Genomic DNA, 17,734 nt, shown 5'->3' on the forward strand with positions numbered 1-17,734 from the left:
AACACCATAAAGTGGTCAGCTTAAATGCTGACCACTTTATTTTCATATTTCTATTATTAAATCACTCAAAAAATATAAGTCTATGTTTAGAAAATTACCACTACTGCTACTCCTGATGTTCTTCACTTTTGCTGTAAAAGGACAAATAATAAATATCTCCAGTGTTTCAGGAGAGTCAGGATTTAATATTTGTTTAGGGAGAAAAGTATATTTAGCTTATACATTAAATGGTACGTTTAATCAAGATAATACTTTTAAAGTACAAGTAAAATCTAGTTATACCAATCTATGGGTAGATGTTACCGCTAAAGATTCTTCAGGTTATTTAGTTGGTACTTTACCTACTGAGATTTATAATATTTCAACTAATTATAGTAATTATGTGGACCTCAGGATTGTAAGCTCATCTCCGAATATTACAAGTAATGTATCTACTTATCAATACATATATACTCCAGCAAATGTGGAATTGATAGAAATTCAGAAGAAGGTGTTATTCCCCTATGAACCAACTGAGTTAAAGCTTAAGTACTCAGGTTCATTTCCCATAAAACTATTGACAAGTGATAGTATTTATGTAGATGTTAGTAATGAATACCCTAATCAACCCACTGTAGTAACACCCAGTAAGTCAGGAACTTTTAGTATTTTGAGCGTAAGTAATCTTTGTGGTTATGGGAAAAGCTCTGGTAGTGTTGACATCAAAGTGGTTGATAATAGTTTGAGGGTAACAGGTTTATCAAGTATCAATATTTGTAAGAATAGTAAAATTGGGCTTAGTGTATTGAAAACTGGTAAATGGACTGCGACTAATAAATTTACTATTCGTTTGTCACCAACCATTGGCACTTTATCAAAAAGTTATGATTTGGTAGCTACTGAAAATGGAGATTTACTTACTGCAATTGTAGATAATACTGTACTAAATGGTTCTTATTATGTGAAAGTATTGGCAAGTGATAACAATGTAGAATCAAACAATTTTGTTAATTCTATTTATGTACGTAATGAGTCTAAAGTAGATTTAGTAACAGCTAGTAGTAATATTAAATATGGAGAATCAAAAGAGTTATCCGTGAGTGTTGATGGATATGGATATTATTCTGTAGAGCTTAGTGATGGACAAATTTATGATAATTTTTATGTAGGTGATTATACAGGGAATATAAGTTTTGCTGTTTTTCCAAAAGAATCGACTCAATTTTATATTAAATCTTTTTCTTCTGAATGTGGGATAGGAGTGGGTAAAAATAAAGTTTCAATTACAGTTGACAAGGCTATCAAAACAGATACTTTAAAAGCTGGTAAGTATTGTGAAGGAGCTACCGTTGAAGTTGGATTCTCAACAAATGCCGTTTTACCAGTTGGAAGTTCGGTAAAAGTGAAATTAACCAATAGTAGTTATTTAGATAATGCTCAATATAGAGAAGTAAGTGCTAAAGTAGTCAGAGAAAATGTTGCTTCATTTGTCATCCCTGTAAATCTGAGAAATAATTTTTATAGCACTTCTTACTATGCGAGTGTTTATACTGATGATATTTCAGGGGTAAACGTTAGTACTAATTTCATTACTATCAATGCAATGCCTTCTGGAGAAATCAATAACGCAAGTAATATTGTCATTAATCAGAAAAGCCCTCAAAATGTCTATATAGACATGATTTTAAAAGGTGGTGGACCTTATGAAATGATTTTGACAGATAGTTTGAAGTATAAATATGACCCTGAAGGTTCTTATGGAGATAGTTACATAAGTTTACCTGTATTTGTGCCTAAAACAGCAGTAGTAGCGATAAAATCAATTTCAAATGTCTGTGGTACTAATAATACTCCATATTCTACGTACAAATATGTAGTTATTGAAAACCCAGATTATAATATTCAGATTGTTTCAAAAAAATACCAAACAGCTGAAGTTTGTGCAGGTGAAAAAATAGACCTATCTGTTTTGACAAAAGGGAAATTTGGAGATGATAATCAGTTTTCAGTTGATTTAATGTACGAAAATAGCCAAAATGTTATTAAGACGATAGGTACAACTTCGGCAGGTAATATGCAAATTACCATACCTTCAGATATAACAACTGGGCAGTATGTTATTAGAGTTTCGTCTTCAAATCCATTATTGTATAGTAATTTATATAAAGTATTAGTTAAAACATTACCTACAGCCGAGTATTCAACATATTACTCAAGTACAGTAAGTTATGGCGAAAATGTTTATACTTACTTAAATTTAAAAGGCGGTGGAACTCAGACGGTTATTTTCAATGATGGAACGAAAGGGGAATATTGGACTTATCAATATGATGGTACAAATAATTTTTCAAACCAAAAGAAAATGACTAAAACCACCACTTTTGGTATTAAGTCAGTAACAAATGTTTGTGGTGTTGGAAAAGTACTCAGTAAAGACTTTACGATTAATGTTATTCCCTATACTATTCAAAACAAAGTGTCATACAATAATTATACACAATGCTCAGCAAATAACTTAATCGTACCATTTCTTATCATAGGTCAGAAACCAAGCAATCTAAGTTTATCAGTACAAATAAGTAATTCTACTGATACTACTTATACAACTTTAAAATCTGGTATTACCGAAAGTCCAGCTATTGTGAGTCTTCCAAGTAATTTTAAACAAGGTACTTATAATATAAGGTTAATTAGTAACGACAATAGTATTAAATCGGATGTATCAAATGTAGCTTTAGTATCCACTCCCAATATTTCTTTACAACTATACGATGGCTCAACTTCTACAGAAATACAAGCAGGGAGTACAGTAACACTTTATTCGAATTCCTCTGCAAATAGTTCTAATCCTGGAGGTATTTTGAGATATATCATTAGTGATGATAAAAACTACAAAACATTAGGGAAAAGTGGTTATAATTCATTTCAAGAAAATAGAAGTCCACTGGCAACGACCACTTATAAACTTATCGCAGCAGCTAATGACTGTGGTGTAGGGAATGCTTCGGGTAGTGTAAAAGTAACTGTAAAACCAGTATTGAATATGGACTTTACATCAGGTGGTTTAGCTAATATTTGTGCTGGAACATCAGAACAAATAACCCTCAACTCGTATGGAACTTTTGAGGCAGATAATGTTTTTAAAGTGTATTTGATTGATGAGAATAATGTAAAAAAAGAGGTGCTGAATACTAAGAAAAATGGTAATTATACACTTTCTTTTGGCAGTGATTTAAGCAAAGGAGTTTATAAAATTCAAATGGAAAGCTCTAATCCCTACCAACTTAAAGAAATGTATAATTTAAGCCTAACCACTAAAGCAGATGTTAGTATATTAGGGGGCTCAATAGTTAACCCAGGTGAATATGCGTATCTAGTTCTTAAGAATAATGATACTTTTAAACCAAAAGCAAATACCTATTTCAGAGAAACAGTAGCTTATGAATTAAGTAATGGCACAACGGGTTTCGTAGAATTTAATAATCCTTATATACAGTCTTCTATTTATATCTATCCATCAAAAACGGAGACTTATACGCTAAAATCTGTTAGAAATGCCTGTGGTTTGGGGAAAGTAAGTGGTTCTGCTACGATTACGGTAAATCCTCTTTCAAACAAGCAAATCAATATATACGATTATTATAGTAATTTTTGTGCAGGCTCAATATTCAATGTTTATTTTTTTACAGTTGGTTCTTTTTCTGCTAGTAACAAGTTCACGGTTCAGCTTTCTGATGCAACGGGCAGTAATTTCAAAAATATTGAGACAACAGGAGCAGAAAGTCCTTTGAAAGTAAAAATTCCTTTAGATTTAATACCTAGTGCAGGTTATAATTTCAGAGTAATTGCTAGTGATAGTAATGCCACAAGTACGACAAATAAATTACCTTTAACTGCTTATGCAGGTATTACCGCACGTTTTGATAGTAGCTCGTATTATTTTAATGAGAATAAAGCTGTTTCAATCGGTATTAAGTTTACAGGAACGCCACCTTTTATTTTTACATTAGGTAGTGATGAAGTAAGTGCTAAACCATTTACTTCCACTGTAAATGATTATACGCTAACAATCAATCCAACAGCTAATACTGCTTATCGTCTATTTTCTGTGAATAACAATGTCTGCGGAGCAGGAACAATTCTCAGTCCTTCAACCGTAAGGATTGAGCTGATTACTGGTACTGATGAATTAGGTAAAATGGGTATCAATATTTTCCCGAATCCAGCTTCTGATGTATTAAATATTGAAAGTAATGATAAAGAATTAGATGTTCAATTAATAGATTTTGTTGGGAAAGTCGTTCATGAACAAACATTAAGAGGACAACAAAAACAAGTAGATTTATCTAAAATACCATCTGGGACATACTTTTTACATATTCAAAAAGAAGGAAGGCAAGCTACTTTTAAGGTATTGAAACAGTAATTTCCATTTAGATACTTTATTCTTATTAATTCTGAGGTCGGTAGAAATACCGACCTCTTTTTTGTTGAAAAGGCTTCTGTCCTGATTCAACCTAACTGTAATCAGTATATATCAAGCTGTCTTCTCTTTTGTAAAAAAGACTAATAAATCATTCATTTTACTTCATAACAATGGGAAATATTACAAGAAAATCCTTTTTACAACAATGCTTTGGCTTGGGTACTTTGGCACTTTTATCGCCAATGATTAGCCATGCTCAATATATCAATACTTCGGAAGAAAATTTTTATCAACAAATCGTTCAAGCCAATAATAAAGAAGTTGCGAGATTATTAACGGTATTTTCAACAGATATTACAGAAATTAAAAGACGTTTAGGTTTTGATTTAGCCAATTTAGCCGCTGCCTATTGCGAAGCAAAATCGGATTATTATCAAAAAGAGGAGTTGGTTGGAGCAATGACAAAAATTATCCGTTTCCTCAAGAAAGCACAGCAAGAAGACGGTACGCTCAACTTGGGAAATTTAGCGTCTCCTCCTGACACAGCTTTTATTTTAGACCCTCTTTGTGTTGCAACTACGCTACTAAAACATAACGCTTCGCCTGTTTTAACAGAATTACTTTCTTTGTTGAAAGAGTTTATTTTAAAAGCAGGAGAATCTTTGAGATTGGGGGGAATTCACACACCAAACCACCGTTGGGTAGTGTCGGCTGCTTTGGCTCAGATTAATGCTTTGTATCCTAATAAAGCCTACGTGGCTCGTATTGATGAATGGCTTTCTGAAAATATTTATATCGATAGCGACGGACATTTCTTGGAAAGAAGTATGATTTATTCGGAAGTAACAGATAGATGTTTGATTACGATGGCTCGTTTACTGAAACGTCCAAAATTATTGGAACCAGTTCGTAAAAATCTTAATTTAACCTATTTTTACATGGAACCGAATGGCGATTTGGTGACGACAGATTCAAGGAGACAAGATCAATTTATGACGATTAATGCTTTGCCTTTTTATCATGACTATCGTTACTTGGCAATTCACGATAATAATGCTGAGTATGCTGCGATTACCAAGTTTATCGAAAAAGTAAAAGGCTTCGATGAAAAAATCATGGTCGATTTACTACCTTTTTTCTTGGAAGAACCGCTGTATTTAAAGCCACTTCCTACAATTCAAAATCCTTCTGTACATTTTGAGAAATTCTTTAAAACGACAAATTTGGTAAGAATTCGCCGAAATGATACGACATGTACAATTTTTGGCGGAGCAGATTTTCCGATAGTGATTGCTTCTGGGAAATCAACCAATCCGAATTTATTTACTTTTAGAAAAGGAGAAGCCATCCTAAAATATATGCGTTTTTCAACGGATTTTTTCAGTACAGGCTATTTCAGAAGTAATGGAATTACGCATAAAGATGGTAAGTATATTTTGCATCAGAGCATCGAAGCTCCTTATTATCAGCCTTTACCGAAGCAATTCAAAAAAGCGAATGGAGATTATAAACACGCACCAAGTACCGATGGTAGATTTTGGAATAAAATGGATTTTGCCCATCGCCCACAAAGTAATATTAAAACCATTGATACTGCTATCAGCATTGAAGAAAAAAATGGCGCTCATGAATTGACATTTACTTCAAAAGGAAGTGAAGGTGTATCGGTAACGATTGAATTATGTTTCAAAGAAGGCGGAAAATTGTCTGGCGTAAAAGAAATTGAAAATTCGCCCAATAATTACTTTTTTGAAGGCGAAACAGCAAGCTATGATTTCGGAAAAGATAGTATTCATTTTGACGGTGGAATCAAAAAACATTCAAAAATTAAAGGATTAGAAGGCGAAATGTACAGTTCGCATTTTGGTAGTTTAAAAATGGATGGAATGTTTGTGTATTTAACGGGCATCACGCCATTTGAACATAAAATGACGATTCGTTAAGTTGAAAATCCTACTTACTTTGAAGGGTTTTCCCTTCAAAGTAAGTATTAAAAATGACTAGAATATTGAATTAAATTTTTACTCTATCTCTTTCCTGTGCTGCTAATCTGATTTGAGCATTGATTTCTCCATATCTTTCATACATTCCTTTTCTTTGCACGACTTCAAAAAATAAACCATTCAATTCTTTAAAGTAAAAATGGAAAAATTCACCGTCGGCTTGTCGGTCGTAAAGAATATTATATTCTTCCATTTGCTTTAAAAGTTCATCGAATAATTGTGTTTTGGCTTTTAAATCTTCATAATAATTGCTTGGAATCGGAAGTATTAACGCCTTATCGCTAATTGATTGAGCCGTTTTGAAAATATCGTTACTTTCAAATGCAATTTGCTGAATTCCAGCACCTTTTTGTCGAGTGAATTGCTGTGTTGAAGTTCCTTGGCTCAGTGTAGAACTCAATGGAATTCTGATATTTCCAGTCTTATTTTTAGCGACACGACTGTAAACAATTCCACGAGGGTCAAGAATTTCGATAGATTCATCTACTTTTAAACCAAGAAATGCACGATAAAAAAGTGTATTCGATTGATAATATTCTGCTCCGACCGAATGACCTAAATGGTCAATTTTAAGAATACCGTTAGACGCTATACTTTGTTTTTTAATCTCAAATTCTTCGGATAAAAAATCATCATTCCCTTCGATGAAATCATAATTCAAATCGCCAATTCCTTTGACAGAAAGTAATGATTGATTATTTCCCCATTGCCATTTGTATCGCAATTCTTCAGCCCATTTTTGAAATAAAGTATTATTACTTGACTGAAAACCAATAGAACAAATTGAATTAGGAGAAAATTGTTGAACGCTTTCTGTTCGATTAACGATGATATTCACTTTCCCTAATTGATATAAATTGGCATCTTTACTTGTATGTTTTCCAGTTTCAACAAAGCCAATCGCTTCAAGAATATGAATCAAAGCTGTCTGTTTTTCAGCAGAAGTAGCAAATTCAATCCATTCCAGTTTTTGTAATTGTTGCTTTGTCGCACTTTCATTTTGCGTATTATTGCTGTTACTTGTCATTTTTTCTAACCAAATCAAAGACCTTTTTCCATCCAAAGCCACTGGTTCGATAAGCGAAGACCGAAATTCATCACTAAAGATTTCGTGCGATAAATAACCATCATAGCCCGTCGCTTTTACGGCATTTAGAAATTCAACAACTGGATACGAACCTTGTCCGGGAAAACAACGATAATGTCTGCCTAAGTGCATGGCACCCATATCGTATTTTGGGGCATCTGCTACTTGTACCATCGTAAATTTTTCTTTGGGAATCGTATAAATATCTTCAAAAGTTGAACCCAAAACTGAGATATGAAAATTATCTAAAATATTACCAAGGTTTGGATGATTAGCCCGACGAACAATTTCTACCGATTGATGATAAGTATTGACAAATCTGCCCCAAGAAAGTGATTCGTAACCAATTTCAAAATCGTGTTGTTTGGCTAATTCTGCAATATCAAAAAGGTCTTCGGCAGCTTTATCAAGATGATTGATAGTATGAATGGAAGTATTAGAACAAATAAATAATTTTTTAGTACCCAAGCGATGCATCAACTCAAATTTATGCTTGGCTCTCTCCAAATTTCTCGACTTAAATGGTTCTGGCATAGCTTCATAATCTCTAAAAGGTTGAAGCCCGACAAGTTCTAAGTTCAAGTCTTCCAGCATTTTTCTTAACTCTTCTGGTTTTACATTCGATGCCAAAAGGTCATTTTCAAAAAGCTCAACGCCATCGTATTGCGCTTTGGCGATGGCTTTTACTTTTTCTGTGAGTGTGCCAGAAAGAGAAACAGTTGCGATGGAATGTTTCATATAGTTATTACAATTTTACTTTCATTTCCCTGTGCAGCTCTTTCCAAAGCTGCACTAATATTTGAAAGTGGCTCATAACTTGAAATAATCATACTCGGTTGAATAATTTTTGAGGCAATCAATTGAATGACTCTTTTGAAATCAAAAGGATGATCGTAAATAATAGAAGGAACAATTGTGATGCCTTCACGAGCAATTTTTAAAGGACGAAAAGTAGCATTTTTTTCAGACAAACCGACCAACACAATCTCAGAACCACGAGGAGCCGCATCCGTTGCCAGAGATGCCGTAAAGGCAGAACCAGCACATTCAAATACAGCACAAACATCGTTTTCTAACCAAATCTTTTCTAAAACATGACTTTGTTCTTCCAGATTACCAGCGGCTACCGCAGGAATAGCACCCATTTCAACAGCTTTATTCAGTTTTTCTTGATTGATTTCTGTAACGAATACTTTATAGCCTAATCTTAATGCCAAATGTGTTAGAAGTAAACCGATAGCCCCTAAACCAAGGATGGCGATAGTATCACCGGGTTTAGCTTTTGAAGCCATCAAGGCGTGATAGGCTACCGCTGTGGGTTCAATCGTTACAGCATCAGCATCTGAAATTTCTGATGGTATTTCCCAACCAAAATTGGCTGGAATCACTACATATTCAGCAAAACAACCCGCTTCATTGATTCCCAAAATTCTTTTATTTATGCAAATATTTCCATGTCCTGACATACAGTGTTTGCATTTAAAACATGGAAAATTGGGTTCAATCACTACTTTTTCACCGATTCTTCTACCTTCAACACCTTCTCCAATTTTATCAATAATACCAACTCCTTCATGACCGATAATGGTTGCTTTGTCTAATTTTCTATGTCCTAAAAAAAGATGAACATCAGAGCCACAAATACCTATTTGATTTAACTTAATGCGTATTTCACCGTATTTTGGTTCTGGAACTTCTTGTTCTAAAAGCCTTATATCATTGGGGTTAACTAAAAAAGCACCTTTCATAGTCTGTGTTTTTAATGTTTATAAAGAATGTACAAAGCTGTAAATTTTGAAGAATACCGGTGGTAAAATGGGTGGAAAATGCCATACTATTTCAAAAAAGTACCAACGATATTGTTCGCAAAAAATGCTCAAATCAACCAATGTGATAGTTTTTGTGGTTTTTATAGTATTTTCGAAACTTTTAATGGTACATTCGAACCATTTATTATTATTTTGTCACTCCTCATTTAGCTTTGTGAAGTCCAATAAAATATTCGTAATTTACTATATTTATTTTAAGACAGTCAATAAGTTTATTCATGATTGAATACAGCGATGAAATCTGAAATCAAAAATTTTGGCATATATGGCAAAGATGCAGACTCCATTTCAGAGGATTTAATCCATTTGGTTTCGATAGATTCAAGTTGTCGAAAACATAATTGGATGATTAATCCGCATTTTCATAGCCAATTATATCAGTTTTTCTTCATAGAATCTGGCTCAGGAGTGTGTTTGTTGAATGATAAATCGAAGACTTTTGAAGGCGTTCATTTGATTATTGTTCCAGAAAATACCTTGCATGGTTTTCAATTCAAAGAAGACATCAAAGGCTATACTTTATCGGTTTCTTCTCGTATCATCGAAAAAATTACGGATAGCGATAAAGAGTTATTTTTTGAAGTGAACAAAGCTCGGATGATAAACATGAACAATCATTTTGAAGAATTCAATGATGCGATGGATTCTATCAGAAGAATGAATCAAGAGCTTTCGATGAATGCAGCGAAAACGCATCTCTTTTTAGAAACCATTCTGCTTTTACTTTTTGTGAAAATTTTTAGGTTCAGAATTGATAAAAGTAAAGACTATTTAGCCGCAACCAAAGAATTGGTGTATTACAGGAATTTTATGAAAATGATAAAATCTGAAATCCCAACCAACAAAAGTATAGAACATTATACCAAAGCCATTGGCATCAGTAAAACGCATTTGAATCGGGTTTGTCAAGCCATTACAGGAAAACCAACGAAGCAAGTAATTTGTGATTTTTTACTCTCAGAATCAATGGTTTTGATGACGCATACCGATAAAACGGTTTCGGAAATTGCTTATCAATTGGAGTTTAAAGATGTAAGTTATTTCTGCCGTTTTTTCAAAAAACAAACTGGTTATACGCCTGCTCAGTTCAGGATTGATAGCCGAAATAATATCAATCAAAAAATACTTTATAATTATTAAGTAGCCCTAAATATCTGTAAAACAATGAATGAAATTAAAAAAGCGATTAATACGAGTGAAATGACGGCCTTTCAAATATTAATGGTTGCCATTTGTTTTATCCTTAATATGAATGACGGAATTGATGTATTAGTCGTATCGTTTTCAGGTTCAGAAATTACCAAAGAATGGGATTTAAGTAAAACCCAAATGGGCTATATTTTTAGTAGCGGATTGGCTGGAATGACTTTAGGGGCATTTTTATTAGCCCCTTTTGCTGATAAAATTGGTAGAAGAAAAGTATTTATTATTTCAATGCTACTGATTACCAGCGGGATGTTATTGGTTTTTATGAGTAAAGAATATTGGCAAATTTTATCTTTAAGATTACTTACAGGAATCGGTATTGGAGGAATTTTACCAACAATGGCTGCAACGGCTTCTGAATTTTCGAATAATAAACATAGGGATTTTAATGTAGGTTTGGTACAAGCTGGTTGGCCGATTGGGGCAATTCTTACCGGTTTCTTTTGTGCTTGGGCAATTCCACAATTCGGTTGGCGATTTGCCTTTCTTTTTGCAGGAATTATTTCTTTTTTGATGTTGATTGGCGTGATTGTGTTTATGAAAGATAGTCTCGATTTTCTCTTGAATAAACAACCTAAAAATGCTTTAAAAAAAGTAAATGTTTTATTGGAAAACATGAATCAACCCACGATTGATTCATTGCCTTCAATACCAAAAGCAAGTTCAAAAGGCTCTGTAATGTCACTTTTTGAACCACAATATAAACGAGATACTTTTTTACTTTGGCTGGCTATTTCATTTGGTTTTTTAACATTATATACTTTAATGAGCTGGGTTCCGCAGATTGCGAAAGATGCTGGATTAGCTTTTCAAATGGCAACGAATGTAGGAATTGCCTTGAATGTTGGAGCAGCTTTAGGAACAGTTTCGATGGGATTTATCGCCAAGAAATTGGGTTTACAAAAAACAATTTTACTATTTATGATTACGGCTTTTGTAGTGATGGTAATCTACGGAAACTTTAAATTATCAACTTTGCTGATTTTTACCTTTATTTTTCTGATTGGAGTATTCGTACAAGGCGGTTTTAATGGAATGTATCCGACTATTTCAAGAGTGTATCCAGCAGCAGTACGCACAACAGGCGTAGGTTTTGCCATTGGTGTAGGAAGAATTGGAGCGATTTTAGGACCAACCATTTTTGGAATTTTATCGGATGCAGGTTTTTCAAAGTCATCACTCTTTATCATTTTCTCTGTACCACTTTTAGTTACGGGCTTTGCAGTTTGGAGTTTAAAATCTAAGAATTTATAAATTTTACAAGTATTTTATACCTTTTAGGGTATAATGTGAGGATTAATCGTATTTTTATACCCTAGAAGGTATAATTGCCAGAATTAAATGATAATTATACCTTTTAGGGTATAATTTTATGAAGATAGCGCCATATATTAAAGAAAAACGTAAGCGATTAGGCTTAACGCAAACTGATCTTGCAGAAAAAGCAGGTGTTGGACTTCGTTTTGTGCGAGATTTAGAACAAGGCAAAGCGACTTTGCGACTCGATAAAGTGAATCAAATCTTAGAACTTTTTGGGAGTGAAGTTGGTGTGATTAGAAAGGAGGTAGCCGATGAATAGGACTGGAAATGTTTTTTATCAAGATGATTTAGCAGGAATTATTACTGAAAATGAAGAAGGCTATTACTTTCAGTATGATGATTTGTATCTAAAAAAAGAGAATCCACATGCTATTTCTTTGACGATGCCACTTAGACAGGAAATCTATTTCAGTAAGACGCTATTCCCTTTTTTTGATGGGCTTATTCCAGAAGGTTGGCTGTTAAATATTGCCGTTGAAAACTGGAAATTGAACCAAAGAGACCGAATGGGTTTACTTTTATCTGTTTGTGGCGATTGCATTGGTGCAGTAAGTGTTAAAGCGCTAAATCTGAGAAATGATGAATAAATGTTTGTATTGTTATCAACCTTTATTGGAGGGCGAAATTGACTTTCATACAAAATGCTCAAAGAAGTTTTTTGGCGTAAATAATCCTCCAGCCTTGTCTTTTGGTAAAAATGATTTGAAAGTAATGGCACAGCAAATCATCGTTAAAAGCATTGCTGTGACAGGCGTACAAGCGAAACTTTCTTTAGACATTGAGAAAATCGACAGTAAACATAGTCGATTGACCGTCGTTGGTTTGTGGGGAAATTATATTTTAAAGCCACCAACAGAAACTTACGAACAATTGCCAGAAAATGAAGATTTAACCATGAAATTGGCACGTTTATGTGGCATCAAAACCGCAGAACATTCATTAATTCGCTTGGAATCGGGAGAATTGGCGTACTTGACCAAAAGATTTGATAGAACAAAAAATGAAAAAATACATGTAGAAGACCTTTGTCAACTTACAGAAACCCTTACAGAACATAAGTACAGGTCTTCAATGGAAAAAGTTGGTAAGACCATCAGAAAATTTAGTTCAAATGCAGGTTTTGACCTTATCTCTTTTTTTGAATTGAGTATTTTCTGTTTTTTAACAGGTAATGCAGATATGCACTTGAAGAACTTTTCATTACTTCATACTCAATCAGGAGAAATACAATTTGCCCCAGTTTATGATTTAGTTTCAACAAAATTGGTGATACCTGATGATGAAGAAATGGCTTTAACAATCAATGGAAGAAAGAATCGCTTAAAAAGAGAAGATTTTGATGTTTTAGCAAAAAAATTGAGCATCAACGAAAAAGTAAAAGACAATATTTACAAAAAGTTTTCTAATAAAATTCAAGCGATGAAAGTATTAGTTGATGAAAGTTTCTTGGGCGAAGAAATGAAAGAAACATATAAAACATTGATACAAACCAGAGGCGAACGATTGGATTTCCTAACAAAAGAATAGGGCGATAATCCAATCGTTTTACATTCAAATCACTTCTTTAAATCCTTCAAAAACTGCATCGGAGTTTTGCCAAATTCATTTTTAAAGGCTTTTGTAAAGTACGATTGCGTTTGGATTCCCACATTATACATTACTTCGGCAATCGGCATATTTTCTTGAGTCATTAATTGAACGGCTTTTTTCAAACGAATGGTTCGGATAAAATCACCGATGGCTTGTCCTGTCAATTCTTTTACTTTGGTATATAATTTCGTGCGGCTCATTCCCATTTGCGAACAGATATAATCAATATTCATTTCTGGATTACTTAAATGGGCTTCAATCATGCCAATTAATTCCATCAAAAAAGCTTTATCTTTTTGTGAATGAGCCAATTCTACCACTTCGGTCAACTGGTCATTTCCGTACTTTTCTTTCAATTTTTGCTTTTGAACGAAGATATTTTTAATCGTCAATTCCAATAATTCTATGCTAATTGGTTTTGAGAAATAAAAATCTGCGCCAGATTCCACACCCTCAATTTTCGATTCTGTCCCATCTTTCGCCGTTAGCATCAAAAATGGAATATGACTAATTTCATCGTCTTCTTTTACTTTTTGACAAAAAACGTTGCCATTTATCACGGGCATCATCACATCGCTAATAATCAAATCTGGAAAAGTTTCTTTGGCAATGTCATAACCCAATTGCCCGTTAATAGCTTCCAAGATTTTATAGTTTTTACGTAAAGTTTCTTTTAAAAATATTCTTAATTCATCATTGTCATCTACCAGTAAAATCGTTGGTTTGGTTAATTCTTCCGATACTTTTGCTTTAGCTTTTACAGGAATTTCTTCGTCAAGACTTAAAGCCACATCATATTTGGTAGAAATACTTTCAAGTTTTACTAACACTTCTTTGTTTTTAATCCATAATTCTTTTTCGGCATAATCTTCTTTTTTACAAGGAATGCCAATGATGATTTCCGTTCCTTCATCTTTTTCACTATAGACCCAAATACTGCCTTTATGAAGATTTGTAAGGCTTTTTACAAATGCCAAACCAATGCCCGAACCCAAATGTGTTTCAGTAGTTTTATAATATCGCTCAAATAAATTGCTGATTGATTCTTTAGAAATCCCGATGCCATCGTCGGCAACTCTGATGTACAAATAATTTGAGCTTTTGTATTCATTCAAAATCTTTAATTCATTGCTAAATTGGGCTTGATAGTTTTCGAGTGAATCAAGTACTTGTAAAGTGACATGTTTACCATTATCAATGTATTTGAAAGCATTGCTTAATAGATTGATGATAATTTTCTCTAAAATCTGTCGGTCGAACCAAGTTTCAGTCAATTGATTGTCTTGCAAGATTTCAAAAGTAATTTTCTTTTCTTGTGCCAAATCTGCGAATTCATCTGAAATTTCTTTCAAGAAAGTATTGATATTTCCTTGCATCACATTCAGTTTCAACACGCCCGATTCTACTTTTCTGAAATCCATTAATTCGTTGATAAGACTTATCAAACGATTAGCATTTCGGTACATCAAATCATAATAAGGGTGTGCTGGCGAATTAGGAAACTCCTTTTTGAGTTTTTCTAAAGGGCCTAAAATTAGCGATAAAGGCGTGCGGAATTCATGCGAAATGTTGGTAAAAAACTGCAATTGTTCTTGATGAATTTCTTCTTTTTTCTGCTCTTCTAATTGCTGAATTTCTAACCTTCTTTTGAAATTATAAAAAGCCACAATGCCACTTACAATAGCGATAACCGTTAAAGCCCTAAACCACCAAGTTGCCCAAAACGGTGGCGTAATATTGACTTCAACCGAATAGGCATTTTCGTTCCAAACACCATCATTATTGGTTGCTTTTACTAAAAAAGTATAATCGCCCGGACTCACATTCGTATAAGAAGCCTTTTTTTCCTTACTTACATAAACCCAATCTTTATCCCAATTTTCTAATTTATACGCATATTGATTGTTTTCAGAAGCCGTATAATTCAATGCTGCAAAGCCAAAAGAGAAAGTAGATTGCTTGTAAGAAAGGTCGATAGATTTAGAAAAACTAATGTCTTCATCCAAAGGGGAATCTTCTGCGAGATTTACTTTTTTATTGAAAATCTGAAAATCAGTAATATAAACAGGCGGAACAAAAGTATTTGTCGTGATTTTTTGCGGATAAAAAGTATTAAAACCATTTACACCGCCAAAAAATACTTGTCCATCTTTGGTCATCAAAAAGGCATTTGCCTCAAATTCAAGTCCTTGTAAACCATCAACAGTATTGTATTTTTTCACATTTTGTGTTTCAGGATTTAGTTTGGTAATGCCGTTTGAAGTAGCAATCCAGAAATTCCCTTCGGCATCTTCTACCATTCCTTTGATAAATTCGGTATCAAGATTTGCCTTTTGATTGAAAATTTTAAAAGTATTTTCTGCTTCATCAAACAAGTACAATCCTTTTTGCCCAATCCAAACCCTGCCTTTTTTGTCAATAAAAATGACTCTTAAATCGGGCTTTTTACTGTCGTTATTGAAGTAATGCGTAAAAGTTTGTGTAGCAGTATTATAACGATTCAAACCGCCGTCGTCAGTACCAATCCAGATATTCCCTTTTTTGTCTTCGTTGATAGAAATAATATTATTTCCCAACAATTGAGAACGATTATTTTTTCCGTAAACAATACGAGTAAATTGCTTTGTTTCAGCATTCAAAAGATTCAACCCACCAAAATAGGTAGCCACCCAAAGGTTTTGTTTGCTGTCTTCAAATACTTTTTGAATGTAGTTTGAGCTAACGCTATTTTTATCCGCAGGATTATTCAAGAAACGAGTAAAAGTATTGTTTGAACGATTGTACAAACTCAAGCCACCGCCCCAAGTAGCCACCCACAAATTTCCTTTTTTGTCTTCGTTGATGTCTAAAACTTCATTTGAGCCAATCGTATTTTTATGGAAAGGGCTGTATTTAAAATGTTTGAAGGAATTGTTTTTTCGGTTGAATAAATTCAAACCGCCACCATCTGTGCCAATCCAAATATTGCCAAAACTGTCTTCACAAAAGGCCTTAACGTCGTTATAGCTGAGACTATTTAAAGTCGGTTCTTGTCGAAATAAAGTAAATTTTTCCGTTTGGGGCATGTATAAATTGATTCCGCCACGGTGCGTTCCTACCCAAAGATTTCCTTGATTGTCTTCAAACAAAGCCGAAACGGTTCTTTGTGAAAGACTTTTTGGCTCTTCGGGACGATACTGATAATTGAAAAAACTCCCAGAAACTGGGTCGAAAAGATTGAGCCCGCCATTGATGCAACCTACCCAAATATTCTTTTTATTATCCACCAAAATGGCTTTTACCAAATTATTGCCAAGCGACTTTGCTACTGTTTCTTGGTGACTGTATTGTTTAATGGTGTTAAGTTGATGATTATAAATGATTAAACCATTTCCGTTTGTACCGATTAAAAGATTGCCCTGTTTGTCTTCATTAATACAATTTACGGCATAGCCTTTCAGCGAAAAAGGTAGATTTTTCAATACTTCTATTGCTCTGAAAGTACGAGTTGATACTTCAAAAAGTTGAATCCCGCTTTCTGTTCCTACCCAAAAATTATGCTCGCTATCTTCAAAAAAACAATTGACACGATTGTTGGCAAGCGTAATATCTGTATTTGATTTTTTCTGAAAAGCAGTAAAAGTATTTTCAGATGGTTCCAAAAGATTAAGTCCACCACGAGTACAAATCCAAAGCCTGTCTTTGCTATCGTTTTTAATACCATTAATATAATTATCACTGATACTTTTCGGATTTTTAGCTTCGTGTTTGAAGCGAATAAAGGAGTTTTTTCGTTCATCAAAACGATTCAATCCGTTAATCGTTCCTACCCACAAATTTTTGTTTTTGTCTTCCTGAATGTAAGTGATATAATTATCGCTGATACTCTTTTCGTCGTTGGGGTCATTCTTAAAAACTACAATTTCGTTGCCATCATAACGGTTCAATCCATCTCTTGTTCCAAACCAAATAAAGCCACGACTATCCTGATAAATATTTTCGATAGTGCTGTTAGAAAGCCCCTGTTCGTTGGTGATATGTTTAAATTTTAAGTTCGGAATTTGTGCAAAAGCACTCATACCTAAACAAAAGTATAGGAAAGTAAAACGAAGAAGAAAAGTAATTGGCTTTATTGGGAACATTAAATAAGAGTGCTGAAATGTGAATATTGAGCTTTGAAATTTAAAGAAAAAATGATTGAGTATAATTAAGGAATTGTCTTAGGATTACAAATTCACAACCTGCAATTCACAATTCACTACTAATACTTCATCTAAAATAAATCATTTTTTGTGTTGAACCGTTCATTTCCCAA

Annotated in this window: 10 protein-coding genes; 7 read left to right on the forward strand and 3 right to left on the reverse strand. The window is 33.6% G+C overall.

The genetic code is table 11. The features are described 5' to 3' along the window. Nucleotides 1-82 precede the first annotated feature (82 nt). Together ABID42_RS04145 and ABID42_RS04150 are read left to right on the forward strand one after the other, a co-directional pair. Nucleotides 83-4,405: a T9SS type A sorting domain-containing protein gene (locus tag ABID42_RS04145; RefSeq protein ID WP_367282568.1), complete on the forward strand. Its 4,323-nt coding sequence runs from the start codon at nucleotides 83-85 to the stop codon at nucleotides 4,403-4,405. A 170-nt stretch (nucleotides 4,406-4,575) separates the two neighbouring features. Next, a complete protein-coding gene (locus ABID42_RS04150; RefSeq protein ID WP_367282569.1) occupies nucleotides 4,576-6,348 on the forward strand; it encodes a hypothetical protein in 1,773 nt (590 codons plus the stop codon). Between the two features lie 70 nt (nucleotides 6,349-6,418). Here the strand turns inward: ABID42_RS04150 and ABID42_RS04155 are convergent, their stop codons facing one another. Beyond that, nucleotides 6,419-8,233 (reverse strand): bifunctional sugar phosphate isomerase/epimerase/4-hydroxyphenylpyruvate dioxygenase family protein, encoded by a 1,815-nt coding sequence (locus tag ABID42_RS04155; protein WP_367282570.1) that lies wholly within the window; start codon nucleotides 8,231-8,233, stop codon nucleotides 6,419-6,421. Continuing rightward, nucleotides 8,230-9,243 carry a zinc-dependent alcohol dehydrogenase gene (locus ABID42_RS04160; protein ID WP_367282571.1) on the reverse strand — a complete coding sequence of 338 codons (1,014 nt, stop codon included), beginning with the start codon at nucleotides 9,241-9,243 and terminating at the stop codon, nucleotides 8,230-8,232. Before ABID42_RS04160 ends, ABID42_RS04155 begins: the two co-directional genes overlap by 4 nt. A gap of 315 nt (nucleotides 9,244-9,558) precedes the next feature. On the opposite strand from ABID42_RS04160, the gene ABID42_RS04165 reads away from it, so the two are divergent. The 5 genes from ABID42_RS04165 to ABID42_RS04185 all read left to right on the forward strand — a co-directional run bounded on the left by ABID42_RS04165 (nucleotide 9,559) and on the right by ABID42_RS04185 (nucleotide 13,377). Continuing rightward, nucleotides 9,559-10,464: an AraC family transcriptional regulator gene (locus tag ABID42_RS04165; protein ID WP_367282572.1), complete on the forward strand. Its 906-nt coding sequence runs from the start codon at nucleotides 9,559-9,561 to the stop codon at nucleotides 10,462-10,464. Nucleotides 10,465-10,488: 24 nt separating this feature from the next. Then, nucleotides 10,489-11,784, forward strand: a complete 1,296-nt coding sequence (locus tag ABID42_RS04170) for an MFS transporter (RefSeq protein ID WP_367282573.1) — start codon at nucleotides 10,489-10,491, stop codon at nucleotides 11,782-11,784. Between the two features lie 118 nt (nucleotides 11,785-11,902). Next, the gene (locus tag ABID42_RS04175) at nucleotides 11,903-12,109 is read left to right on the forward strand and encodes a helix-turn-helix transcriptional regulator (protein ID WP_367282574.1); all 207 of its coding nucleotides are present in this window, start codon (nucleotides 11,903-11,905) and stop codon (nucleotides 12,107-12,109) included. Continuing rightward, nucleotides 12,102-12,437, forward strand: a complete 336-nt coding sequence (locus tag ABID42_RS04180; RefSeq protein ID WP_367282575.1) for a HipA N-terminal domain-containing protein — start codon at nucleotides 12,102-12,104, stop codon at nucleotides 12,435-12,437. The genes ABID42_RS04175 and ABID42_RS04180 overlap by 8 nt, the downstream gene beginning before the upstream one ends. Next, entirely contained in the window at nucleotides 12,427-13,377 is a 951-nt protein-coding gene (locus ABID42_RS04185; RefSeq protein ID WP_367282576.1) for a type II toxin-antitoxin system HipA family toxin, read from the forward strand. The genes ABID42_RS04180 and ABID42_RS04185 overlap by 11 nt, the downstream gene beginning before the upstream one ends. Before the next feature lie 29 nt (nucleotides 13,378-13,406). Here the strand turns inward: ABID42_RS04185 and ABID42_RS04190 are convergent, their stop codons facing one another. Then, nucleotides 13,407-17,561, reverse strand: coding sequence for a two-component regulator propeller domain-containing protein (locus ABID42_RS04190; protein ID WP_367282577.1), 4,155 nt, complete (start codon nucleotides 17,559-17,561; stop codon nucleotides 13,407-13,409). Nucleotides 17,562-17,734: the final 173 nt, after the last annotated feature.

Origin of the sequence: Arcicella rosea (assembly GCF_040543805.1) — a bacterium.
Taxonomy (GTDB): Bacteria; Bacteroidota; Bacteroidia; order Cytophagales; family Spirosomataceae; genus Arcicella; species Arcicella rosea.